Raw genomic sequence first — 22,291 nt, forward strand, 5'->3', positions numbered from 1 at the left:
GCTGAAGTTGGAGAAAACCGCGGAAATACGCGGTGCCTGGCGGTCAGGTCCCAAGCAGCTCATGTCGCCTGGCTCACAGCGGGATTTATCGTTGGAACACGAAAAACCTTCCGCATTTCCGGCCCACCGGCCCTAAAAACTGGAGCAGACGATGATCATCGGCGTCCCCAAAGAAATCAAGAACAACGAATTCCGCGTGGCCATCACCGCGGCAGGCGTCCACGAGTTCCTCACGCATGGCCACACCGTCCTGGTGGAGCGCGGCGCCGGCCTGGGCTCGGGCATCACCGACGAGGAATACTCAATCGCCGGCGCCGAGATCGTCAACGAAGCCGATGACGTCTGGGCCCGCGCCGACATGGTGATGAAGGTCAAGGAACCCATCAAGTCCGAGTACCACCGCTTCCGCAAGGGCCTGATCCTCTTCACCTACCTGCACCTGGCCGCCGAGCCGGAGCTCACCAAGGAGCTCATCAACTCCGGCGTCACCGCCATCGCCTACGAGACCGTCCAGGAGGGCCGCTCCCTCCCGCTGCTGGCCCCCATGTCCGAGGTTGCAGGCCGCCTGTCCGTCCAGGTGGGCGCCACCTCCCTGATGGCCCCGGCCGGCGGCAAGGGCGTCCTGATGGGCGGCGTGCCCGGAGTCCGCCCCGCCAAGGTGGTTGTCCTGGGCGCCGGCGTGGCCGGCACCAACGCCGCAGCCATGGCCCTGGGCCTCGGCGCCGACGTCACCATCCTGGACATCAACATCAACCGCCTCCGCGAGCTGGACGCCCAGTACCAGGGCCGGCTGAAGACCGTTGCGTCCAACAAGTACGAGATCGAAAAGTCAGTGGTGGACGCCGACCTGGTGATTGGTTCAGTGCTGATCCCCGGCGCCAAGGCCCCCAAGCTGGTCACCAACGACCTCGTGGCCCGCATGAAGCCCGGCTCGGTCCTGGTGGACATCGCCGTGGACCAGGGCGGCTGCTTCGAGGACACGCACCCCACCACGCACCAGGAGCCGACGTACAAGGTGCACGAGACCATCTTCTACTGCGTGGCCAACATGCCCGGCGCCGTGCCCAACACCTCCACCTACGCGCTGACCAACGTCACCCTGCGCTACGCCGTGTCCCTGGCCAACCTGGGCGTCAAGGCCGCCTTTGACCGCGACCCCGCCCTGGCCGCCGGCCTCAACATCGCCGCCGGCCACGTGGCACACCACTCCGTGTCCGAGGCCCACGGCCTGCCCCTCGTCGCCGACTGGCACGAGCTCGTTTCCGCCTAGTCCCCTCTGCTGACCCCTGCTCGTCCGCTGCGCCGGACGACAGACATCCTCTGCGTGCTGCTCCCCACCGGCCCCCTCGCCTCGCAAGCTCGGCCAGGGAACCCTGCCGGTGTGGGCCCACTTCGTCGCTTTGACGCACGCTGCCGGATGCCTGTCGTCCGGCGTTCGGCGTATCAGACGTTCGTCGAGGCGAGCTTGCGGGCAACTTCAATAATCTTTAGGACCTCCACCGCGTCCTCTGGATTTACTGGGAGGGGAAGGGGTGACTCTGCTCCGCCGTCCAGGATCTTTTCTGCCAGCAGGCGGTAGAACTCAGGGTAATTTCCCCGTTCGGTGGGGAGCGGGTCCAGATGGCCGTCGCGGCCCAGGAGGCCGGCCCACTCCGCTGCCTCGACGCCGTACTCAGCGTCCAGGGGACTGCCGCCGGCGGCGATGTAGGGTTCCTGCGGGTCCACGCCGTGCTTGGTGAAGCCGCCAATGGAGCCGAGCACCCGGAAGCGCGGTCCCTGCTGGGCGCACAGCATGTTCATGGCCAGGTGGCTGACAACGCCGGAGTGGTGCCGCAGGACCAGGAAGACGTCATCGTCCGCCCTTTCGTCGGAGCGCCGCGCCGTCAGCTCCGCGTGCAGCACGGTGGCCGGACCAAACAGCTGGATTGCCTGGTCAATCAGGTGGCTGCCGAGATCGAACAGCGTCCCGCCCCCGTCGGCAGCCGTTGCGCGGGCTTTCCAGGCCTTACCGATGGTGGGTGACCAGCGCTCGAAGCTCGACTCGAACCTGGTCACCTCGCCCACGCCCTGGACGGCCAGCAGCTTTTGCAGGGTGAGGAAGTCGCCGTCCCACCTGCGGTTGTGGAACACCGTCAGCACGCGGCCAAGTTGCCGGGCGAGGTCAACCAGTTCCTGCCCCTGGGCGCTGGTGACTGCGAACGGCTTGTCCACCACCACGTCCAGGCCGGCCTCCAGCGCAGCCTTGGCCAGGGGGTAGTGGGTCATTGGCGGCGTTGCCAGCACCACAAGGTCAAGGTCCGCTGCCCGCTCAAGGACGGCGGCGCCGTCGCGCACCACCTCCACCCCCGGAAGCCGGGAGGAGGCAGCCGCCTGCCGCCCGGCGTCGGACGTTGCAACGGCGTCCAGCGAGTAGCTGGCGTTGGTGGCCAGCAACGGCGCGTGGAACACGCTGCCGGCAAGCCCATAGCCGACGACGGCGGTGCGGATGGTGCGGGGTTCGCCTTCGGTACCGGTCATGGAACTACGCTACCGCCGCTGCCGCAGGCATAAAGAAGCCGGCATCCCTGGTTCCCAGGGATGCCGGCTTCTACGCTAGCGGCTGGCGCCGCCGAAGTGGTGCTTACTTCTTTTCCCAGCCGATGGTGGTCCAGTCCGGAACCTGGGAAAGGCTCTGGAACAGGGACGGTCCGTAGTTGGCCAGGCCCTTGCGGACGAAGGAGATCTGCGGGCCGTTGAAGACCACGCCCATGGAGTAGTACTTGGCCATGTGCTCCTTTTCCACGTCCATGGCTGCCTTGTTGCGGGCGGCGTTGTCCTCGATGGAGGCGAGGTCGGCGATCTTCTTGTCCAGCTCGGCGTCGCCCAGCTTGTTCTCGTTGACCTTGGAGTCGTAGTACTGCTTGACAGCGTCGGTGGCGTCCGGGCCAACGGTGTAGCCGGAGATGCTCAGGTCGAACTCGCGGCTGCCCAGGACCTTGCCGAAGTCGGCGGAGGCGCGCTGGTCAATCCCGACGTCCATGCCGCCGGCCTGGAGCTGCTTCTGCAGGGTCTGCGCCACAGCCAGGGTGGTGGGATCGTCACCGAAGTTGCTGATCTTGAAGGCGGCGGGCTTTCCGTCCTTCTCCATGACGCCGTTGGCATTGGCGGTGTAGCCGGCGTCGGTGAGGACCTTCTTGGCGGCGTCCGGGCCGGTTTCCTTGACGGGGTAGTTGTCCTGGTAGTACTCGGAGAAAGGCAGCAGCATCATGGAACCGGAGCTGGGCTCTTCCCAGTTGAGGCCGTTGAACCGGACCTTGCGCAGGGCTTCGCGGTCCACGGCGGCGAAGATTGCCTTGCGGACGTTGACATCGGTAATGCGCTGGGCGTTCAGGTTCAGGCCGCCCGCGAACAGCCGCTGGCCGCGGCGGATGTCGGTGTCCTTGGTGCCGTCCAGCTGCTTGTAGAGGGAGATGGTGTTGGCGTTCATGGCGTCAATCTCGCCGTTCTTGAACGCGGCGATCTGGGCGCTGGTTTCCAGCTGGCGGAAGGTCACGTTGGACAGGACGGGCTTCTGGCCCCACCACTTGTCGTTCGGCACCAAGGTGACGGTCTTGGCGGCGGTGTCGTACTGGTCCAGCTTGAAGGGGCCGGCCATCCACTCGGGGTGCAGGTTGCCGTTGTAGCCCTCGTTGAAGATCTCAGGGGTGTTGACGGCGGGGTGGATGAGACCGAAGAAGAGCGAGTCCACCGGGAAGACCGGGCGGCTGGTCTTGACGATGACTTCCTTGTCGTTGCTGCCTGCCTCGACCGAATCAACGAACTCGTAGGCGCCGGAGCTGACGATGTCGTAGCCGGCATCCGGGCTCTTGAGGATGTTCCAGGTGTTCTTGAAGGCCTTGACGTCAATGGGCGTGCCGTCGTTGTAGGTGGCCTTGGGGTTCACCTTGATGGTGATGGTCTGCTTGCCGTCCTTGACCTCGCTGTCCACCGACTCGCAGAAATCCGTGTTGGGGGTGACCTTGCCCTTGAAGTCCACCTTCCAGCAGCCGCCGATGCCGCCGCTGTTCATTCCCACCGGGTTCATGGGCACCTGAAGCGCAGAGTTGTCCGCGCTGTTGCCGTTGTTGGAGAACCCGTTGAAGTCGGGGCCGATGTTGCCCAGCGGCAGGGTGACCTTGCCGCCCTGCTGAAGATCGGCAGCCGGCTTCTCGTTGATGCTGATCAGCTTGGACAGGTCGCTGCCCGAGTCCTGTCCCTTCGCGGTTTCGGGGCCGCTGGCACCGCCACCGCCGCCGCAAGCGGTCAGCGCCAGTGCCGCAGCAACCGCTGCAGCTCCGCCGATCCTGTTCAGTTTCCTCATGGTTTTCCCTTCATAGGTGCGAGTGGTGGAGCGTGTGGGTCGAGAAGTCTCAGGGTGCATGGTGGTCCGCCGGTTCATGGACCACCAACATGTCCTCATCCAGTTCCCCGTCCGGGAAGAAGCAGGCGAACTGCTGGTCCGTGGCGGATGCCGCGGCTTCCAGCGGTGGTTCGAGGGTGAGGCACTTTTCCTGTTTGGCCGCCGGCAGCGCCGCGAAGACAGGACAACGGGTGGCGAAATTGCAGCCCTTGGGTGCCTGCAGCGGCGAGGGCAGGTCGCCCTGGAGGATGATGCGTTCGCGGGTGCGTTCCAGCTGCGGGTCCGGCACGGGGATGGCCGACAGGAGCGCGCGCGTGTAGGGGTGGCGGGGGTTGTCGAACACCCTGTCCACGGCCCCGATCTCCACGATCTTCCCGAGGTACATGACGGCCACGCGGTTGGAAATGTGGCGCACCACGGAAAGGTCGTGAGCCACCAGCAGGTAGCTCAGGCCGAGTTCGGCGCGCAGGTGGTCCAGGAGGTTGATGACACCTGCCTGGACGGATACGTCCAGGGCCGACACCGGCTCGTCCAGGACCACCAGCTTGGGGTTCACGGCCAGGGCGCGGGCGATCCCGATTCGCTGCCGCTGGCCGCCGGAGAACTGGTTGGGGAAGCGGTTGACGTGGTCCGGCTGCAGCCCCACGAGCTTCATCAACTCCATGATCCGCTTCCTGATGGCGGCGCGGTCCATGCCCGCGTTCTGCAGCGGCTCGGCAAGGACCTCGTACACCGTGAACCGCGGGTCCAGGGCCCCGGTGGGGTCCTGGAACACCATCTGGAGCTCGCGGCGCATCTTTCCCTTGGTCTTTGCGTCGGCCGCCTGCTTGTTGCTGAGGCCGCCGATCACCACCTCGCCGTCCTGGTCCGGATGGAACTCCATGATTTCCAGCAGCGTGGTGGTCTTTCCTGACCCCGACTCGCCCACGATGGAGAAGCACTCGCCTTCGCGGACGTCGAAGCTGAGGCCGTCCACCGCCTTGACGGTTCCGATCCTGCGCTTGATCAGGGCGCCCCTGTTCAGTGGGAAGTGCTTCCTCACGTCCTTGAGTTCCAGCACGGTGGTCCGCTCCGCCCGGGGAATCGCATCGAAGCGCGACACCGGCACCGGCGGCGCGGCGAACACGTCGTGGACGTCCACGTCGCCGCCCAGGGCCTCGGACTTGATGCACGCGGCCCGGTGTCCCTGGCCGTCGACGGGTGCCAGGGCGGGCTCGCCCTCGAGGCAGGCGTCCGATACCAGGGGGCAGCGGGGGGCGAACGAGCAACCGGTGGGCGGGTGCAGGAGATTCGGCGGCATGCCTGCGATGGGAACCAGCGAGGTCTTCTCGGCAGCGTCCACGCGCGGGACGGCGCCCAGCAGGCCCAGGGTGTAGGGCATCCGGGGGTTGTAGTAGATATCGTCCACAGCGCCGGTCTCCACGGGCTTGCCCGCATACATGACCATGATGTCGTCCGCCATCCCGGCCACCACGCCGAGGTCGTGCGTGATCATGACGACGGCGGCCCCGGTCTCCTCCTGCGCGGTGTGCAGCACTTCGAGGACCTGTGCCTGGATGGTGACGTCCAGGGCCGTGGTGGGCTCGTCGGCGATCAGGACGCGCGGGTTGTTGGCGATGGCGATGGCGATCATGACGCGCTGGCGCATGCCGCCGGAAAACTCGTGCGGGAAGGCTTTCAGCCGTTCCTTGGGACTGGGGATGCCCACCATGGCCAGGAGTTCGACGGCGCGGGCTTCCTTGGCTTTCCTGCTCATGGTGGGGTGGTGGATGGTGAGCGCTTCGATGATCTGGGTGCCGACGGTGAACACCGGCGTGAGGGAGGACAGCGGGTCCTGGAAGACCATCGCCAGGTCATTGCCGCGGTACTGGCACATGTCCTTGTCGCTGAGCCCCAGCAGTTCGCGGCCCTTGAGCCGGACGGACCCGGAGACCTCTGCCGTTGGCGGGAGGAGTCCCATGATGGCCAGGGAGGTAACGGATTTGCCGGAGCCCGATTCACCCACGATCCCGAGTGTCTTTCCGGGCATCAGGTCAAAGTCGACGCCCCGGACTGCGTGGACCACGCCGTTCTCGGAATTGAAACGGACGTTGAGGTCGCGGACCGACAGCACCGCGTCGGTGGGGGCATGCAGTCCTGCCATGTGCAGCCGCTCGACGTCGGACCGTGCTGGCTGGGTGGCTCCGGTGGTGGTTTCGCTGCTCATGCCGTCTTCTTCTCCGCCGTGATTTTACGGGCCCTGGCCTTCTTGGCCTTGCCGGTGGAACTGGAGCTGGGGTCAAAGGCGTCTCGCAGGCCGTCGTTCATCATGGCCAGGGATCCGGTCAGCAGGAACATGACGGCGAGCGGAACCCAGAACATCCACGGGAAGGTTTGCACCTGCGAGGTTGCGGCGCCGATCAGCACGCCGAGGCTCACGTCCGGGACCTTGATGCCGATGCCGATGAAGGAGAACGCCACCTCGGCAAGGATTGCGGCGGTGACGCCGCGGGTGATGTCCAGGATCAGCAGCGAGCCGATGTTCGGCACCAGGTGGCGCCAGACGATACGGCGCGGCGGGACGCCCATGTACTGGGCGGCCTTGACGAAGTCCCGCTGCATCAGCGACATGGACATGGAGCGGATCAGGCGGGCGGTACCCATCCAGCTGAACACCAGCAGGACGATGATGAGCAGTAGCCACGAGGGAAGGTCGCGCTTAAGGCCTGCGCCTCCGCCGCTGGTGGCAACTGCCACCACCAGGAGCGCCGGCATCATGATCAGCGCTTCCAGGATGAACAGCATCACCTTGTCCACCTTGCCGCCGAAATAGGCCATGGTGCAGCCGTAGACCGCGGCAACCAGGACCGAGACCAGGCCCACCACCAGGCCGATTAGGATGGAAATCCTGGTGCCCTCGACGGTCATGGCATAGAGGTCGATGCCCGCTTGCGACGTGCCGAGGTAGTGGTCGGCCGACGGCGGCATCCCGATGTTGAAGGGGTCGATCGTTTCCTTGTCCCACTGCGTGAAGAATCCGCCGATGAACGAGAAAACGGTCAGGGCCAGGAAGATGGCCAGGCCCGCCACTGCCGTCTTATTGCGCAGGAACCGGCGGAAGATGATGGTGTTTTTGCCGATGACGACGTCGGCGCTTTCCAGGTGCGCATCCTGCGCTTCGGCTGCCAGGTCGACGGCATTGAGGTTGGTCATGGTTACTGCACCCGCACTCTCGGGTCGACAAGCGTGGTGGCGAAGTCCGCCAAAATGGCGCCAATGGCGAAGATCACTGAGCCGTAGGCCAACGTGGCTGTGGCGGCGTTGACGTCCTGCAGCGAAATTGCATCAATGCTCCAGGAACCAACGCCCGGCCAGGCGAAGATTTTTTCGGCGAAGAAACCGCCGGCGAAGATGGCAGGGATGGTGAACGCGATGCTTTGGGCCACCGGGATGAAGGAGACGCGCAGCGCGTGGCGGGCGATGGCCTGGTTCCGGCTCAGGCCCTTGGCCCGGGCAGTCCTGACGAAGTCGGCGTTGACGTTGTCCAGAAGGTATTGCCGCTGGGCGATCTGGTACGACCCCCAGCCCACCAGGGTGATGGCCACCGTGGGCACTGCATAATGGGCCAGCAGGTCGACGAACTGGGGCCAGCCGGGCGCAACGCCCGGGGTGGAAATGCCCGTGACAAAGAAGATGCGGTTCCCCGCTGATTCGTTGATGCTGATGGCGCCCAGCTGTACAAGGAAGTAGGCGATGGGCGCGGGCACAATGTGGGCAAGGTAGCTGTAGGACGTGATGGCCCGGTCCTGGAACTTGTACTGGCGTGCCGCCGAATAGACGCCCAGCGCAACGCCAATGACCAGGGTGAGGATGATCGACGCCAGGAAGAGCCGGGTGGAGATCCAGACGCGGTCCCCGAACTCGGCGTTGATGTAGGCGCCGTTGGGGCTCCGGCCCCAGTCCCAGCGGGTGACGATGCCGGTCAGCCAGTCAACGTAGCGCTCCCATGGGCTGAGGTCCGGGTCCAGTCCCTTCAGCCGCATCGAGTTGGCGACCTGTTCCGGGGTTGGCCGGGGGATCCGCTCCTGTTCGAGGAGCGCCGGCTTGAGCGAGCTGACAGCCAGGAAATAACCGGCGGACGTGGTGAGGAAGATCATCACCACATAGGTGATGCCGCGCTTGGCGAGGTACTTGAGCATGGGCGCTGCTGGATCCTTCCGTCTTCCCCGGACAAGCACGGATTGTGCCGCCTCACCGGGTCCCGAACCAGCGGGTAGCTGGCTTCCCGCAGCCCTATGGGCAGGTCCTGGTGGACTATGTCGCGGGTCACATTCCAGAGGAAACTATCACAAGCCCCAACCCGAAAAGCGCGGTAATCCCTCGAAATCCGGCGCGCCGTATCAGATCGTTATGAATAGTTCTGTGAAGTTGGTGTGACTGGACGAGCGAAACTGCCAGGGCGTAACCTACGCGCCTGTTACAACCCGTGTCACAAGATCGCGCCACGAGACGCCGAGACGGTCACGTGTGACACCGTGGTCGCGGATGAGGTGCAGGAGCCGTTCAGGGTCCAGGGTTGCGGTAAGGGAGCCCGCCATCAGCCAGGGCTCGGGCGAGTCCACTCCGGCCTCGCGCAGCAGCATTTCCACGTGCTGGTTCCAGAGGGCCACGGCCGGCACCTCGAACCGTCCCCGGGAGGCGTGCCCGGCCGCGAGGACCAGGTCCCCGAACTCCACCAAGTAGGCAATCCGCTCGGTTCCAAAGGCGATCAGCCGTTCGAGCGGCTCAGCGCCTGGTCCCATGGGTGGCGGGCCGAACAGGAAGCGGGCCTGGAAGGCGGCCTCCGAATCATTCAGCAGGGTCAGCATCAGTCCGGCCCTGCTCCCGAAGCGGCGGAAGACGGTGCCTTTGCCCACCCCTGCGTGCTCGGCCAGGCGGTCCATGGTGAGCGCCCCTGCTCCGCCCTGTTCGATCAGTTCGCGGGCAGCCAGCAGGAGGCGCTCCCGGTTGCGGGCGGCATCGCTGCGCTCCGCGGCCGTGACCGGCGTTTCCGGCCGCACTGGGATGGAACTCACAAGGACAGTGTAGCCAGAGGGAATAGAACCGGACCACGGTCCGTTTAGTCTGGGTGAAAGGCTGCAAAGCCTGAAGTCTGACCGAACGCGGCCCCCGCCGCGCCCCCTAGCCAGGAGTTTCCATGACCAAGAGCACCGTACTGACCCTTGTGGGCAGCCTCCGCGCCGGATCCACCAACCAGCAGCTGGCGGAAGCAATCCAGCTCAACGCACCGGAGCAGGTGGACGTGGTAATCCACGAAAGCCTGGGCAACATCCCGTTCTACAACGAGGACATCGACGTCGAAGGCCAGGTCCCGGCAGCAGCGGCAGCACTGCGCGCCGCAGCTGAAGAGGCTGACAGCGTCCTGCTCGTCACCCCCGAGTACAACGGCACCGTTCCCGCCACCCTGAAGAATGCCATCGACTGGCTGTCCCGCCCCTTTGGCGCCGGCGCCCTGGCAGGCAAGCCGACCGCCGTCGTCGGCACCGCTTTTGGCCAGTACGGCGGCGTGTGGGCCCAGGATGAGGCCCGCAAGGCCGCGGGCATCGCAGGCGCCAAGGTCCTTGAAGACGTCAAGCTTGCCGTCCCCGGTTCCATGGTGCGCTTTGCCGAAGTCCACCCCAAGGACGACGCCGAGGTAGTGGAGCAGATCAAGGGCATCTTCGACGCCCTGGCCGCATCCGCACCGGCAGCCTAGCCCGTCCCGCACCCCGCAGTGCCCGGTACGCCCCCTGCGTACCGGGCACTGCCGCGTTAAGGCGCGGGCGCAGGGGCCGTGACCAACTCTTGTCCCAACCGGTACCGTCCGGACATCTGCGGCGGGAAGGGGGGCCGTAGCGTTAATCCACTGGAACTACCGGATCGGATTGCGGCCCCATGGCAGGAAAAAGAAGCTGGGACAGCTGTGTGCATTGCGCCATGGTTGCCGTGGGATGCCTGGCCCTGCTGCTTACGGGATGCAGCTCCCCGATCCCCCACCCTGACGTGCAATCCCCTGCCGCAGCCGGAAGCACCGGACCAAGCGCCGCCCCGCTGGCCTTCATTCCCGCCACAATTGCCGCCTCCGAAAGCGGTGGGTCAACAGCCTCCCCCACCCCCGGCAGTGGCACCGAGGCAACGGCCGCGCCGGTCACGGCGTACTTCGTGCTGGTGGACGACGGCGGCAGGCACGGCGTCCGCTTTGGCTGCAATGACAGCCTGGTGGGTGCAGCCGGGGCCGGCAGCACGGGGGACGGCAGGCTTAAGGCAGCGATAAACGCCCTCCTGGGTGCGGAACAACCGGAAAACCTGTACAACGCACTGGGCAGCTCCCGGCTGAAGTTCCTGTCCGGCAGCTTCGACGGCACCACCGTCACGGTCTACCTGTCGGGAACCCTCAACCCGGGCGGGACCTGCGACACTCCGCGGGTTGAGGCCCAGCTCACCCAGACCGCCCTTGAAGCCGTTGGCGCCGTCAAGGCCGCAATCTACATCAACGGCGAAAGCCTGGCTGACTACCTGAAGTTGAAGTAGCTGGGCGCCTGGCACCGAACTTCCCGCGGGTAAATCGGGGATAAACAGGTGTTGCTCTAGAAATAACAGTGGGCTGTATCCTGACTCTGTGACCCACGAAACACTTGACGCTGCGGCGGGCACGCTGCCGGCAGAGGCCATTGACGCCATCGAACGTGCCGCCACCTCGGCGCACCGGCATGAGGAACTCTTTTCCGAGCGCGCGGCAAACATCCGCCAGTCGGCCGTGCGCGACGTTTTCGACATCTCGATGCGGCCAGGCCTTGTGTCCCTGGCCGGCGGAAGCCCCTACCTGCAGTCGCTGCCGCTTGACCGCCTGGCGGCGACGGCTGCGAAGATCATCGCCGAGGACGGCCTCACGGCCCTGCAGTACGGCGCCGGGCAGGGGACCGCGGAACTGCGCGCCCAGATCTGCGAGGTCATGGCCACCGAAGGCATCCTCGATGCCAAACCGGAGAATGTGGTGATCACTGCCGGCTCCCAATCGGCACAGGATGTTGCCACAAAGCTTTTCTGCAATCCCGGCGACGTAGTGCTGGTGGAGGACCCCACCTATGTGGGCGCGTTGAACACATTCGAGGCCTACCAGGTCCAGGTGGAAACGGTGGAGATGGACCAGTACGGGCTGGTCCCGGAACTGCTGGAAGCCCGCATTGCAGCCCTACAACTGGCCGGGAGGAGCATCAAGTTCCTCTACACCATCCCCAATTTCAACAACCCCTCCGGCATCACCCTCGCCAAGGAACGCCGGCAGCAGGTGGTGGATATATGCCGCAGGGCGAATATTCTGGTGCTGGAGGACAACCCGTATGGCCTGCTCCGTTTTGAGGGGGAACCCTTGGCTCCCCTGCGGGCCGCCAATCCCGATGACGTGATTTACCTGGGCTCCTTTTCCAAAATATTCGCTCCCGGCCTCCGCATCGGCTGGGCGCTGGTTCCGGAGCACCTCCAGCGCCGCTACTACCTTGCCGCCGAGTCCGTGACTCTTTGTCCGCCCACCCTGAACCAGATGCTGGTCTCGGCCTACCTGGGCGGATACGACTGGAAAGGGCAAATCGAAACCTATCGCGAACTGTACGCCGAAAGGTGCCGGGCCATGCTGGCCGCCCTCAAGGAATACATGCCGTCCGGAACCTCCTGGACCAGTCCGCAGGGCGGCTTCTTCGTCTGGGTGACGCTGCCCGAAGGCGTCGATACCTACCCGCTGCTGCACAAGGCGATCGACGCCGGGGTGGTGTTCATCCCGGGAGCCGCCTTCACGCCGTCGGACGAGCCGTCCAACAAGCTCAGGCTCGCCTTCAGCGCCGTGCCTCCCGACGCGATCGCCGAAGGAGTGCGCCGCCTGGCGCCGGTGCTGCAGGAAGCCATCGCCGCGCTGTAGCGTAAGCCACACGAGAGCCGTAAACCGAGCAAAGGAGCATGCATATGGGTGGAATCATCGTTGTAGGGGTTGACGGCAGTGAAACCGCAAAGAAGGCGGCCGAGTCGGCCAAGGGCCTGGCAGCAGCCATGGACGCTTCGCTGCACGTAGTCTCGGCCTTCGACAGCGACCGTACCGAAGTGTTCGGCAGCGGCAGCGACCGGTGGATCGTCTCCGACGCGGACGCCGCAGAGCAGGTGGCGCGGACCGTAGCGGAATCGCTGGGCCGCGACATCACCGTGACGTATTCGGCAGCACGGGGGCGGCCGGCCGACGCCTTGATCAAGGAAGCGGTCCGAATGGACGCACGGATCATCGTGGTGGGAAACCGGCGCATGCGCGGCGTTGGCCGGGTGCTCGGCAGCGTTGCCAACAGCGTTGCCCACAACGCTCCATGTGACGTCTACATCGCCAACACCTACGACGCCGACTAGGCCCACCGTCCGGCCCCAGGCGTAACCCCGGACACTCCCCGTGGTGGCGGATATCGCTGCGGGGGGTGTCCGTTCTCACCGCTCTATCACCGCTTCAGCTGGTGGCGCAACGATAAAATTGTAGAGGCCCCCAAAGGCGTGGACACTGACGATTCCACCCCCAGCGAAGGGCTTTTCCTTGATTACTCTGCAGCGCCGCCAGCTGGTTGGCCACGACATCCTCCTGGCCCGCCACGGCAACCACATCAGCTCCATGCGGTTGGACCGCAGCAACGACAGGGTGGTTGCGCTGCTGGACGACGGCAGCCTGGACAGCGCTCCCAACCTCATCACTCCCGGCCTTCAGCTTCCGGCGACTGTCCGCAGCGTCCTGCGCGAGGACTGGAAGCTGCTGAGCGCCTGGGCCGGCATGGCCGCCCTGATGGGAGTCCTGATGACTGGCGCCGCGGTGGCCCTGGGAGCGACTGCCGATCCGGCGATCATTGACGCCCTGACTGCGTACAACGCGTACTAAAACCTCCTGGCTGCACGTGCTCCGCGGGGCTTTAGCCCACCAGCCAGCCCCGCAACAGCCACCAGATCCCAGCCATCACCACTCCGCCGAAGAGCGAGCCTGCCACCACCTGCGCCAGCGTGTGCGCCCTCAGGACCACCCTTGACCAGCTGACCGCCGGAACCAGGAGCAGCAGCGGCGCCCACGCCGGGCCCAGCATCAGGACGGATACGACGGCGGCGCAGGACATCGCGGCGGCGTGGCCGCTCATTTTCCAGAACGGGCTGACCGCGGCCAGCACGGCGACTCCGCCCACCACCGCCAGGACCATGGCCACCACACTCGATGGCGCGTCCACGGCATTGAGCACCAGCAAACCGACAGCGATGGAGGCCAGCGCCATCAGGAGCACGGGCGCGCGCTGCTTCCGGTCGCTGACGTGGTGGTCCGTCACCTTCCCCAGCCGGACCAGGACCAGCAGCACTGCGAGCGGAACCACGCACACAAAGAGGGCCGCCAGTGCACCGTAGCCGATGGATCCGGGAAACCCCGCCTCCGCCAGCGGGCTGATCAGCAGCTGGAGGGAAACCACCACCGGTGGCTGGAAAACCTCAGTCAGCCATCTGGCGGTCCGGTTCCTAACCCGGATCGACCCGCCGCTAACCGTCACCGGTCAGTCCAGCAGGAGCGCGGGCTCTTCCAGGATGGCCGCGACGTCGGCCATGAAGCGGGCGGACAAGTCACCATCCACCACGCGGTGGTCGAAGGATCCCCCAAGCGTGGTGATCCAGCGGGGAATCACCTCGCCGTCCAGCACCCAGGGCTTCTGCTTGATGGTCCCGAAGGCCACGATGGCCACCTCGCCCGGGTTGATGATGGGCGTGCCGGTATCGATGCCCAGGGCGCCGATGTTGGTGATCGTAAGGGTGCCGCCCTGCATTTCCCCCGGCTGCGTCTTCCCAGCCCTGGCGGTGGTGGCCAGGTTGTTCAGGGCAAGCGCGAGTTCCTTGAGCGACAGGTCCTGGGCGTTCTTGATGTTGGGCACCATGAGGCCGCGCGGGGTGGCTGCGGCGATGCCCAGGTTCATGAAGTGCTTGACCTGGATCTCGGCCGATCCATCCTGGTTGTCCACCCACGCCGCGTTCACGCTGGGGTTCCGGGCGGCAGCCCAGATGACGGCCTTGGCCAGGATGAGCAGTGGTGAGACCTTGACGCCCTCGAAGTCCCGCGAGGCCTTGAGCCGCTTGACGAACTCCATGGTGCGGCTGGCGTCGACGTCCACGAAGATGCTGACGTGCGGTGCCGCGAAGGCCGATTCCACCATCGCCTTGGCCGTGGCCTTGCGCACGCCCTTGACCGGGATCCGCTCCACCCGCTGGTCCTGCGGCTTTCCTGCCTTGCCCCAGAAGCCGTCCGCCTTGTCCAGTTCGGCGTCGCGCTGGGCCTGGTAGCTCACCAGGTCCTCCCGCGTCACCTCGCCCCGTGAACCGGTGGCCACGACGTCGGCCAGGTCGATGCCCAGGTCCCGGGCGATCTTGCGGACCGGCGGCTTGGCCAGGACGCGGTTGACCAGCCCGGTGATGGTGCCGCCCAGGGTCGGCCGGTTGTCGACGGCGGCGGGTGCGCCGGCGGACACCTCGGCGGGGGTCCGCGGCTGCACAGGCTCAACCTCGGGGGCGTTGACGGTCACGGCAGCGGCTGGTGCGGTCTTCCGCGGGCGCCGCTTGACGGCGTCGGCCTTGGGGCCGGAACCCACCAGCGGACCGCCGGCCGGGGCGCTGGCGCCGCCGTCGTCCGTTCCATCCGGCGCCTCGTCCTGGGGAAGCTTTCCATAGAGCGGCTGCGCGGTTTGTTGTGGCTGTGCCGGCGCTTCCGGCGCGCGGACGTCTGCGGGCGTGGGGTCGCCGGCAACTTCGTCGCTGACGCTGATGATGGCGGTCCCGACGTCGACGGTCACCCCTTCCTGCACCAGCAGTTCGGTGACGGTCCCGGCAAACGGGGACGGCAGTTCCACGATGGACTTGGCGGTCTCGATCTCGCACAGGACGTCGTTGATGGCCACGGTGTCGCCGGGCTTGACCTTCCAGGAGACGATTTCCGCTTCGGTCAGGCCCTCGCCGACGTCGGGCAGGTTGAACTTGTTCAGGGTCATGGTGTCCTCAGTAGGAGAGGGCGCGGTCCAGCGCCTCCAGGATGCGGTCGATGTCCGGAAGGTAGTCTTCCTCCACCTTGGCAACGGGGTACGGCATGTGGAATCCGCCCACGCGGATCACCGGGGATTCAAGCGAGTGGAAAGCGCGTTCGCTGATGCGGGCGGCGATTTCGCCGCCGATTCCACCGAACGTGGGTGCCTCGTGCGCCACGATCAACCGGCCGGTCTTTTGCACGGACGCGGTGACCGTGTCGAAGTCGATCGGCGAGATTGAGCGCAGGTCAATGACCTCAACGCTGCGGCCGTCCTCCTCGGCTGCATTGGCGGCGGCAAGGGCCACGGGAACCAGGGGGCCGTAGGCCACGATGGTGGCGTCGGCGCCCTCCCGGAGCACGTGGGCCTTGAACGGGTCCTCGGCGGGGCCCGGCGCCTGGACGTCCACGTCCCCCTTGAGCCAGTAGCGGCGCTTGGGTTCGAAGATGATTACCGGGTCCTGGCACGTCACTGCCTGCTGGATCATCCAGTAGGCGTCGTGCGGGTTGGACGGGGTGATGATCCGCAGGCCTGCCGTGTGGGCGAACAGGGCTTCAGGGGATTCCGAGTGGTGTTCCACCGACCCGATGCCGCCGCCGTAGGGAATGCGGATGACCACCGGAACGGTGAGGGTCCCGTTGCTGCGGGCGTGCATCTTGGCCAGTTGCGTGGTGATCTGGTTGAAGCCGGGGAACACGAAGCCGTCGAACTGGATTTCGCAGACGGGGCTGTATCCGCGCAGGGCCAGGCCGATGGCGGTGCCGATGATGCCGGACTCCGCCAGCGGGGTGTCCACCACGCGGTCAGGGCCGAACTCGCCGATCAGCCCGTCGGTGACCCGGTAGACGCCGCCCAGGGGGCCGATGTCCTCGCCCATCAGCAGCGATTTGGGGTTGGCGGCCAGGGTGGCGCGAAGGCCCTCGTTGATGGCCTTCGCGATGGTCATGGTGGTCATCAGTGGCCTGCCTTTGCTGCCCGCCCGGCGGATTCTTCCTCGCCGGCAAATCCTGCGCTGTATTCCTCGAACCATGCCAGTTCCTCCGCCACCAGCGGGTGCGCTTCGGCGTAGACGTTGGCGAAGGCCGTCCGGATGTCCGGGTTTTCGAGATCATGGGCGGTGCGGCGGACATAAGCGGCCAGCTCGTCGCCGTCTGCCTTCACCTTGGCGAAGTAGGCGTCGTCGGCCAGGCCTTCGGCGCGCAGGTACTTTTCGAGCCGGGCCAGCGGGTCCTTGGCGCGCCAGGCGTCCTCTTCGTCGGAGTGCCGGTATTTGGTGGGATCGTCCGCGGTGGTGTGCGCCCCCACCCGGTAGGTGAAGGCCTCGATCAGGACCGGGCCCTTGCCCTGGCGTGCGTGCTCGAGCGCCCACTCGGTGACTGCGTGCACAGCGATCACGTCGTTCCCGTCCACGCGGATGCCGGGGAAACCGTAGCCCTTGGCGCGGTTGGAGAGGGGCACGCGGGTCTGGACGTTGGTGGGCACGGAGATGGCCCAGTGGTTGTTCTGGCAGAAGAACACGACCGGGGCCTTGTAGGAGGAGGCGAACACCATCGATTCGTGGACGTCGCCCTCGGAACTGGCGCCGTCGCCGAAGTAGGCGATGACGGCCGCATCCGGCTGCCTGCCTGCCGGATCCGACGCCGCGAGCTTCTGGTCCCGCTGGATTCCCATGGCGTAGCCGACGGCGTGCAGGGTCTGCGCGGCCAGGACCAGCGTATACAGGTGGAAGTTAGTGTCCTTTGGATTCCAGCCACCGTTGGAGACCCCGCGGAACTGGCGCAGGAGTTCTGCCAGGTCCACGTTGCGGGTCAGCGCTACGCCGTGTTCACGGTAGGTGGGAAAGATGTAGTCCTGCGGCTGGCTGGCCCTGCCCGAGCCAATCTGCGCTGCCTCCTGGCCGGTAAGCGGGACCCACAGTGCCAGCTGCCCTTGACGCTGGAGGGCGGTGGCCTCGACGTCGAACCTGCGGATGGCGGCCATGTCGGCGTAGAGGCCACGGAGGTCCTCCGGGGTGAGTTTGTCCGCGTACTCACTGAAGACCGGGTCGGCGCCCAGTTTTCCGTCAGGGCCCAGCAACTGCACCATCTGGGCAGGGGGCTCACCCATAACGGCCTCTGCATCGGCCTCCCGCTGGTCGTCTACCGCTGTTCCGTCGAACTCGGTGGAAGGCAGATGAGTGCCCATACCGTCTCCTTGCCTGCCGCATCCGGATGCAATGCGATGTCGTGAGGATATATGCCTTACAAGGAATACATTCCCTCTACGGCATATACATTGGCTTACTGATCCTAACTTTATCTGCGGTAAGTAGCCGGAGGGCTACTTGTTAAGCGCTAGGAAGTTGCTGGCGCCTTTGTATAGTCGGCACACAACTGGAGGAACCGTGAGTTTGCCTCGGGTTCCCCGATGCTGACCCTTACGCCTTCCCCGGCGAAGGCCCGCACAGAGAGGGCCCGCGTGCCCGCGAGCTCGGCAAAGGCCGTGGTTTCAGCGCCAAGGGCAAGCCACACGAAGTTGCCCTGGGCATCGGGGACCGCCCATCCCAGCTCCCGGAGGCCAGCCATGACCCGCGTTCGCTCGTCCACGAGTTTTTGTACCCTTTCCACAACCTGGGGGTAATTCTCGAGGGAAACGATTGCCGCCTTTTCGGCAATTTGGGACACGGCGAAAGGTGTTGCGGCGACCCGCAGGTATTGGGTTAATTCCGGATGGGAGACGCTGTAGCCGACGCGAAGCCCGGCCAGGCCATGTGCCTTGGAGAACGTCCGGAGCACCACAACGTTGGGGTATTTGCGGTAGAGCGCGATCCCGTCCACCGCGTCCTCCGCCCGGACAAACTCCTGGTAAGCCTCATCGATGACCACCACGACGTCGGCTGGGACGGAACGGATGAAGGCCTCGGTCTCAGCTGCCGTGAGGGCCGGGCCGGTGGGGTTGTTGGGCGTGCAGAGCAGGATCACCTTGGTGCGGGCACTCACTGCTGCCGCCATGGCTGCGAGGTCGTGCCGCCCGTCACCGGTCACGGGGATCTGCACGCTCTCGGCGCCCGCCAGGCCCACGCTGATGGGGTATGCCTCAAAGGAGCGCCAGGCGTAGATGACTTCGTCCGCCTTGCCGTCGTCGTTCTGGCCCGCAAAGGCCGCCAGGATCTGGTTGAGCGCGCCCAGGCTTCCAGCTCCGGTCACGATGTCCTCGGCAGGAACGTCAAGGAATTCTGCGAGCGTGGCACGGAGCTTGCTGCTCAGGGGATCCGGGTAGCGGTTGAAGTCTTTCTGGCCGGCAATGGCGTCCAGCACCGCCGGAATCGGCGGCAGCGGGTTTTCGTTGGAGGACAGCTTGTAGCTGGCCAGTCCGCTGACCGCGGCCGGCGGCTTTCCTGCAGCGTAGCGGGGCAGCCGGTCCAGCACCGGGCGCGGCGCGATTCCGCCAGCCCTGGTTTCAGATGAAGTCATGGCCTCTAGCCTACTTCGAGGCCCTCAAGGGTTCCGGGGAGTGAACGGCAGAAATTCAGGCCGGTCCCAGCCGCCCGGAAGGACGGTATGGAAGCATGGTGCCATGGGTTCCTTCATCCTCCGGGTCGTCGTCAATGCCGCTGCTCTTTGGGTGGCCAGCTGGGTCCTGCCCGGCATGGAAATTTCCAGCACTGCGGCATCTGATGCCGTGGCCAGGACCGGTATTTCGCAGGACACCGGGACCATCGGGATTGTGGTGGCCTATCTCTTTATCGGCCTCATTTTCGGCGTGGTCAATGCCTTCGTGCGGCCCCTGGTAAGTCTCCTCGCTCTTCCTATCACCATCCTGACGCTCGGCCTGTTCGCGATAGTGATCAATGCAGCGATGTTGTACTTGACCTCCTGGATCAGCAGCTACACCCCGGTGCACCTCACCTTCGATTCCTTCTTCTGGACTGCCGTGCTGGCCGCGATCATCATTTCCCTGGTTTCAATGGTTGCAGGGCTGCTGCCCGGCGGCCGGCGCTGACGTCCCGCGGGGCCACCTGCCGGGGCTGACGACCAGGCAGGATTCGTCCACCCAAGTAGAAGTGCCCGCGGAAGCAGGTACCTCACAGGTGCTTTCCCCGTGCCGGTTCCCAAAAGTCCAGTACCGGCCACCCATGACCCCCATGGTGCCCGCCTTTTAGGCTGCGAATCGGGCCGCAAAAAGGCCCGTTGCTGTCAGTTCCGGAACACGGGGGCCAAAGATGAAGCCCATAAGAATCCTGCTCGCTGCCTGCCTGCTTTTCGCCTGGCAGGCCGGCCCTGCTCATGCGGACACCGAAACAGGGCCGTTGCCCAGTGCCGGGGGTTTGGGCAACGACATCTCCTGGCCCCAATGCGGCGCGGATCTTCCTGCACCCCCTGCCTTCGCGATCGTGGGCGTGAACGGCGGCCGGCCGGATACAGCCAACCCGTGCTTGTCGGACCAGCTGGCCTGGGCCGACAAAAGCGCGCTCTCGGCAGGAGGGACGCCGGCGGCCGTGTATGTGAACACGGCCGCAACAGGTCCTGTTGAAACACTGTGGTGGCCTGCAGAGAACACCTATCGGAACGCTGCTGTCAGCAACCCCTACGGGCAATGCGATGGCACTGCCTCCCCGGCCTGCGCTTACGTGCACGGCTACGGGATGGCCGTCAACGCGGCTGGCATCCTGCAGGAAGCCGGGCACACCGTGGGCCACCGGATGTGGTGGCTGGATGTTGAATTCGGAAACAGCTGGCTGTGGGACAAGGCGGTGAATGCAGCAGAACTGGAAGGCATGACGGCCTACCTGCAGGGCGCCGGAGCAGAAGTAGGGATCTATTCAACCGGGTATCAATTCAGCGAGATTGTGGGTGACGTCAGGCCCGGCAGCAACCTCGACAAACTTCAGAACTGGCTGGCGGGCGCCTATTCCGCAGAGTCGGCAGAGGAATATTGCGGGGCTTCACCTTTGACGCCAGGCGGAACTGTAACCACAACGCAGTTCACGGAAAACGACCTCGACTACAACTACCGGTGCCCCGCCGCTGTCCCCGCCCCGGCTCCACAGCCAGCCCCGCCGCCCGCTCCGGAACCTGCCCCGAAACCGGAAAACCCACGCTCAAATCCCTATGCTGAACTGCACGCCGCGCAGATTTCATGACTCCCCCGCCGGGAACAGTCACGGCCCCTACCGGGCACCCGGCTGCGGCCGCCCGGAAAAGGGGTCCCTGGGATCCTTGGGAACAGAGGGCGGCGGAGTCTTGGACAATGCAAAGCGGGTGGCGGTGGCAGCACCCCCGGCTCCGAGGACACTCCCAAGCACCGCCGTGGACTGGACCAGTGAGGGGTCTTTGCTGGCGCCCACCTGCCGGGCTGCCTCCTCATAGCCCGGGAGGCTGTGTCCGGGGCCCAACCCGGCATCTTCTCCCCCGCGCACGTAAAGGTCATTGTTCATGGTTACGGTGACCTGGTTCCTGGCGTCGCGGTTCGGCAAGCCATCGCTGCCGGGCACCCAGTCTGTTCGGTGCTCCAGGTGAAGGCTGCTGACATCGGGGGAAGGCATGATGCGCGAAACGGGCGACCCGGCGGTCAGGACGTATTTGAGCCGGTACTCCTTCCCCAAGGCCTCGTCAGCCGCCAGGTTCATGGCGTGGATACCGCCTTGGCTGTACCCCACAGCGACCACCTCCGCACCGGGTTCCGCACCCGCCTGCCGGAGCGACTGGATGACAGCTTCATTGATCCGTTCCGAGCGGGCACCCATACCGTCTACGATTCCGCCCAAATCAAAAGGATTGGTCCCGCCATCGGATTCGTTCACCTGCGTTCCGGGAACAACAACGACGTAGGCTTTTCCGGCGCCGGTATCCACTTCAATGACTTCGATGTAGCCGCTGCCGCGTGCCTCAATCATCCGTACCCGCTCAAGCAGCCCGGCGGGGCTCGCATCAAGATCGATGGAGATGGTTTCTTCCTGCGTGGCCGTTACGGGGCCCGTGCGCAGGGAAGGGATGTTCTCTTCAACCGCTGGCTTGATCGCGGGAAGGAGGATGACGGCATCTGCCACCAGCATTTCAGTGGCATCCCCGTTAAGGAATCCCGTCCGCCAGAAGTCCACGTGATTCTGGAGCTCCACGTCCGGATCCGACAAACCCAGCCGCCACTTCAGGTGGGCAGCGGATTCGGCAATCTCATACTCGCGCCTGCAACTGCGCACCTGGCCGCTGATCCGCTGCAGTTCCAGGCGTACTGTCCGGACGGCATCCTTAGCCTCCCAAACGGCAATGAGGGCGGCGGTTCCCGTACTGCGCGGTCGGTTCTGGTGGGCACCGAGCTCCTGCCAGGCAGTGAAAAGCCCAGACTCGATGGCTGCGAGCCGCTCGGCCAGCCGATCGAGCTTTCCGGCCCCCACCTCCAGCTCCTCCAGCTGGACGGTAATGCCGCCCACCCCGCCGGAGACTGTGAGGTTGCCGTCCGGAGGTGGTGGCAAAACCTGGATGGGTCCTCCCGATCCGGAGGGCGTTGCGTCAGCCATCAGCACCGGCCGTCAGGCGAACATTCGGAGGTCAATGCCGCGCGGGCATGTGCTGCCACGGCGGCAGAAGCTTCCAGGATCCGGTCCAAGGCCCTCCGTACGGCCACCGCCTGCAAGGCGACAGATTCCCGGTAGGCCTGTCCCGCAGGCGACTGCCAGTCCTCCATCTGGATCTCATGGAATCCCGCAAGCACTTCTTCGGCACTGTGCGAGCACTGCGCCACCTTCCTGCCCACCTCCTGGACTTCCAGGCTGACGTCCTGCCCGCTGCCCCGTATCCCGTCCATCGATTCGTTCTCCATGCTGCTTACCGTCGCGGTCTTCCCGGCCGGATGA

Annotated in this window: 21 protein-coding genes; 8 read left to right on the top strand and 13 right to left on the bottom strand. The window is 65.5% G+C overall.

Annotated features, from left to right (window positions below):
* Positions 1-151 precede the first annotated feature (151 nt).
* Complete coding sequence (ald, locus tag JCQ34_RS18745) at positions 152-1,270, top strand: alanine dehydrogenase (protein ID WP_286400350.1); 1,119 nt, start codon at positions 152-154, stop codon at positions 1,268-1,270.
* Positions 1,271-1,443: 173 nt separating this feature from the next.
* Here the strand turns inward: ald and JCQ34_RS18750 are convergent, their stop codons facing one another.
* From JCQ34_RS18750 to JCQ34_RS18775, 6 genes are all read right to left on the bottom strand, one after another.
* Positions 1,444-2,517 (bottom strand): Gfo/Idh/MocA family protein, encoded by a 1,074-nt coding sequence (locus JCQ34_RS18750; protein WP_286400351.1) that lies wholly within the window; start codon positions 2,515-2,517, stop codon positions 1,444-1,446.
* Between the two features lie 103 nt (positions 2,518-2,620).
* Positions 2,621-4,339, bottom strand: coding sequence for an ABC transporter family substrate-binding protein (locus tag JCQ34_RS18755; protein WP_286400352.1), 1,719 nt, complete (start codon positions 4,337-4,339; stop codon positions 2,621-2,623).
* Positions 4,340-4,388: 49 nt separating this feature from the next.
* Positions 4,389-6,584: an ABC transporter ATP-binding protein gene (locus tag JCQ34_RS18760; protein ID WP_286400354.1), complete on the bottom strand. Its 2,196-nt coding sequence runs from the start codon at positions 6,582-6,584 to the stop codon at positions 4,389-4,391.
* Positions 6,581-7,570 carry an ABC transporter permease gene (locus JCQ34_RS18765; RefSeq protein WP_286400356.1) on the bottom strand — a complete coding sequence of 330 codons (990 nt, stop codon included), beginning with the start codon at positions 7,568-7,570 and terminating at the stop codon, positions 6,581-6,583. Before JCQ34_RS18765 ends, JCQ34_RS18760 begins: the two co-directional genes overlap by 4 nt.
* Before the next feature lie 2 nt (positions 7,571-7,572).
* The gene (locus JCQ34_RS18770) at positions 7,573-8,556 is read right to left on the bottom strand and encodes an ABC transporter permease (protein ID WP_286400357.1); all 984 of its coding nucleotides are present in this window, start codon (positions 8,554-8,556) and stop codon (positions 7,573-7,575) included.
* A 267-nt stretch (positions 8,557-8,823) separates the two neighbouring features.
* Positions 8,824-9,432 (bottom strand): TetR/AcrR family transcriptional regulator, encoded by a 609-nt coding sequence (locus tag JCQ34_RS18775; protein ID WP_286400358.1) that lies wholly within the window; start codon positions 9,430-9,432, stop codon positions 8,824-8,826.
* 122 nt (positions 9,433-9,554) lie between these two features.
* On the opposite strand from JCQ34_RS18775, the gene JCQ34_RS18780 reads away from it, so the two are divergent.
* The 5 genes from JCQ34_RS18780 to JCQ34_RS18800 all read left to right on the top strand — a co-directional run bounded on the left by JCQ34_RS18780 (position 9,555) and on the right by JCQ34_RS18800 (position 13,295).
* On the top strand, positions 9,555-10,112 hold the full coding sequence (locus tag JCQ34_RS18780) for an NAD(P)H-dependent oxidoreductase (RefSeq protein ID WP_286400359.1): 558 nt from the start codon (positions 9,555-9,557) through the stop codon (positions 10,110-10,112).
* Positions 10,113-10,333: 221 nt separating this feature from the next.
* Positions 10,334-10,927: a GerMN domain-containing protein gene (locus tag JCQ34_RS18785; RefSeq protein WP_286400360.1), complete on the top strand. Its 594-nt coding sequence runs from the start codon at positions 10,334-10,336 to the stop codon at positions 10,925-10,927.
* 88 nt (positions 10,928-11,015) lie between these two features.
* Positions 11,016-12,308, top strand: coding sequence for a PLP-dependent aminotransferase family protein (locus JCQ34_RS18790; RefSeq protein ID WP_286400362.1), 1,293 nt, complete (start codon positions 11,016-11,018; stop codon positions 12,306-12,308).
* 44 nt (positions 12,309-12,352) lie between these two features.
* A complete protein-coding gene (locus tag JCQ34_RS18795; protein WP_286400364.1) occupies positions 12,353-12,781 on the top strand; it encodes a universal stress protein in 429 nt (142 codons plus the stop codon).
* 178 nt (positions 12,782-12,959) lie between these two features.
* A complete protein-coding gene (locus JCQ34_RS18800) occupies positions 12,960-13,295 on the top strand; it encodes a hypothetical protein (RefSeq protein ID WP_286400365.1) in 336 nt (111 codons plus the stop codon).
* 31 nt (positions 13,296-13,326) lie between these two features.
* On the opposite strand, the gene JCQ34_RS18805 is transcribed toward JCQ34_RS18800, so the two are convergent.
* The 5 genes from JCQ34_RS18805 to JCQ34_RS18825 all read right to left on the bottom strand — a co-directional run bounded on the left by JCQ34_RS18805 (position 13,327) and on the right by JCQ34_RS18825 (position 18,911).
* Positions 13,327-13,944, bottom strand: a complete 618-nt coding sequence (locus JCQ34_RS18805; protein WP_286400367.1) for a phosphatase PAP2 family protein — start codon at positions 13,942-13,944, stop codon at positions 13,327-13,329.
* Positions 13,945-13,947: 3 nt separating this feature from the next.
* Positions 13,948-15,426, bottom strand: coding sequence for a dihydrolipoamide acetyltransferase family protein (locus tag JCQ34_RS18810; RefSeq protein ID WP_286400368.1), 1,479 nt, complete (start codon positions 15,424-15,426; stop codon positions 13,948-13,950).
* A gap of 7 nt (positions 15,427-15,433) precedes the next feature.
* Positions 15,434-16,414 carry an alpha-ketoacid dehydrogenase subunit beta gene (locus JCQ34_RS18815; protein WP_286400370.1) on the bottom strand — a complete coding sequence of 327 codons (981 nt, stop codon included), beginning with the start codon at positions 16,412-16,414 and terminating at the stop codon, positions 15,434-15,436.
* Positions 16,414-17,643 (bottom strand): pyruvate dehydrogenase (acetyl-transferring) E1 component subunit alpha, encoded by a 1,230-nt coding sequence (gene pdhA / locus JCQ34_RS18820; protein ID WP_286400372.1) that lies wholly within the window; start codon positions 17,641-17,643, stop codon positions 16,414-16,416. The genes JCQ34_RS18815 and pdhA overlap by 1 nt, the downstream gene beginning before the upstream one ends.
* 149 nt (positions 17,644-17,792) lie before the next feature.
* Positions 17,793-18,911: a histidinol-phosphate transaminase gene (locus tag JCQ34_RS18825; protein WP_286400374.1), complete on the bottom strand. Its 1,119-nt coding sequence runs from the start codon at positions 18,909-18,911 to the stop codon at positions 17,793-17,795.
* A gap of 103 nt (positions 18,912-19,014) precedes the next feature.
* Between JCQ34_RS18825 and JCQ34_RS18830 the strand changes: the two genes are divergently transcribed.
* Together JCQ34_RS18830 and JCQ34_RS18835 are read left to right on the top strand one after the other, a co-directional pair.
* On the top strand, positions 19,015-19,440 hold the full coding sequence (locus JCQ34_RS18830) for a phage holin family protein (RefSeq protein ID WP_286400376.1): 426 nt from the start codon (positions 19,015-19,017) through the stop codon (positions 19,438-19,440).
* Positions 19,441-19,660: 220 nt separating this feature from the next.
* Positions 19,661-20,581: a hypothetical protein gene (locus tag JCQ34_RS18835; RefSeq protein WP_286400378.1), complete on the top strand. Its 921-nt coding sequence runs from the start codon at positions 19,661-19,663 to the stop codon at positions 20,579-20,581.
* Positions 20,582-20,608: 27 nt separating this feature from the next.
* On the opposite strand, the gene JCQ34_RS18840 is transcribed toward JCQ34_RS18835, so the two are convergent.
* Positions 20,609-21,955, bottom strand: coding sequence for a hypothetical protein (locus JCQ34_RS18840; RefSeq protein ID WP_286400380.1), 1,347 nt, complete (start codon positions 21,953-21,955; stop codon positions 20,609-20,611).
* Positions 21,955-22,257, bottom strand: coding sequence for a hypothetical protein (locus JCQ34_RS18845; RefSeq protein ID WP_286400382.1), 303 nt, complete (start codon positions 22,255-22,257; stop codon positions 21,955-21,957). Before JCQ34_RS18845 ends, JCQ34_RS18840 begins: the two co-directional genes overlap by 1 nt.
* Positions 22,258-22,291 lie beyond the last annotated feature (34 nt).

This window comes from Pseudarthrobacter defluvii, from assembly GCF_030323865.1.
GTDB lineage: Bacteria > Actinomycetota > Actinomycetes > Actinomycetales > Micrococcaceae > Arthrobacter > Arthrobacter sedimenti.

Coding starts and splice junctions, on each gene's coding strand:
- JCQ34_RS18765 (WP_286400356.1), bottom strand. CDS start 7,570: ATGACCAACCTCAATGCCGTCGACCTGGCAGCCGAAGCGCAGGATGCG.
- JCQ34_RS18785 (WP_286400360.1), top strand. CDS start 10,334: ATGGTTGCCGTGGGATGCCTGGCCCTGCTGCTTACGGGATGCAGCTCC.
- pdhA (WP_286400372.1), bottom strand. CDS start 17,643: ATGGGCACTCATCTGCCTTCCACCGAGTTCGACGGAACAGCGGTAGAC.
- JCQ34_RS18760 (WP_286400354.1), bottom strand. CDS start 6,584: ATGAGCAGCGAAACCACCACCGGAGCCACCCAGCCAGCACGGTCCGAC.
- JCQ34_RS18830 (WP_286400376.1), top strand. CDS start 19,015: ATGGGTTCCTTCATCCTCCGGGTCGTCGTCAATGCCGCTGCTCTTTGG.
- JCQ34_RS18840 (WP_286400380.1), bottom strand. CDS start 21,955: ATGGCTGACGCAACGCCCTCCGGATCGGGAGGACCCATCCAGGTTTTG.
- ald (WP_286400350.1), top strand. CDS start 152: ATGATCATCGGCGTCCCCAAAGAAATCAAGAACAACGAATTCCGCGTG.
- JCQ34_RS18750 (WP_286400351.1), bottom strand. CDS start 2,517: ATGACCGGTACCGAAGGCGAACCCCGCACCATCCGCACCGCCGTCGTC.
- JCQ34_RS18815 (WP_286400370.1), bottom strand. CDS start 16,414: ATGACCACCATGACCATCGCGAAGGCCATCAACGAGGGCCTTCGCGCC.
- JCQ34_RS18780 (WP_286400359.1), top strand. CDS start 9,555: ATGACCAAGAGCACCGTACTGACCCTTGTGGGCAGCCTCCGCGCCGGA.
- JCQ34_RS18770 (WP_286400357.1), bottom strand. CDS start 8,556: ATGCTCAAGTACCTCGCCAAGCGCGGCATCACCTATGTGGTGATGATC.
- JCQ34_RS18835 (WP_286400378.1), top strand. CDS start 19,661: ATGAAGCCCATAAGAATCCTGCTCGCTGCCTGCCTGCTTTTCGCCTGG.
- JCQ34_RS18795 (WP_286400364.1), top strand. CDS start 12,353: ATGGGTGGAATCATCGTTGTAGGGGTTGACGGCAGTGAAACCGCAAAG.
- JCQ34_RS18825 (WP_286400374.1), bottom strand. CDS start 18,911: ATGACTTCATCTGAAACCAGGGCTGGCGGAATCGCGCCGCGCCCGGTG.
- JCQ34_RS18845 (WP_286400382.1), bottom strand. CDS start 22,257: ATGGAGAACGAATCGATGGACGGGATACGGGGCAGCGGGCAGGACGTC.
- JCQ34_RS18755 (WP_286400352.1), bottom strand. CDS start 4,339: ATGAGGAAACTGAACAGGATCGGCGGAGCTGCAGCGGTTGCTGCGGCA.
- JCQ34_RS18810 (WP_286400368.1), bottom strand. CDS start 15,426: ATGACCCTGAACAAGTTCAACCTGCCCGACGTCGGCGAGGGCCTGACC.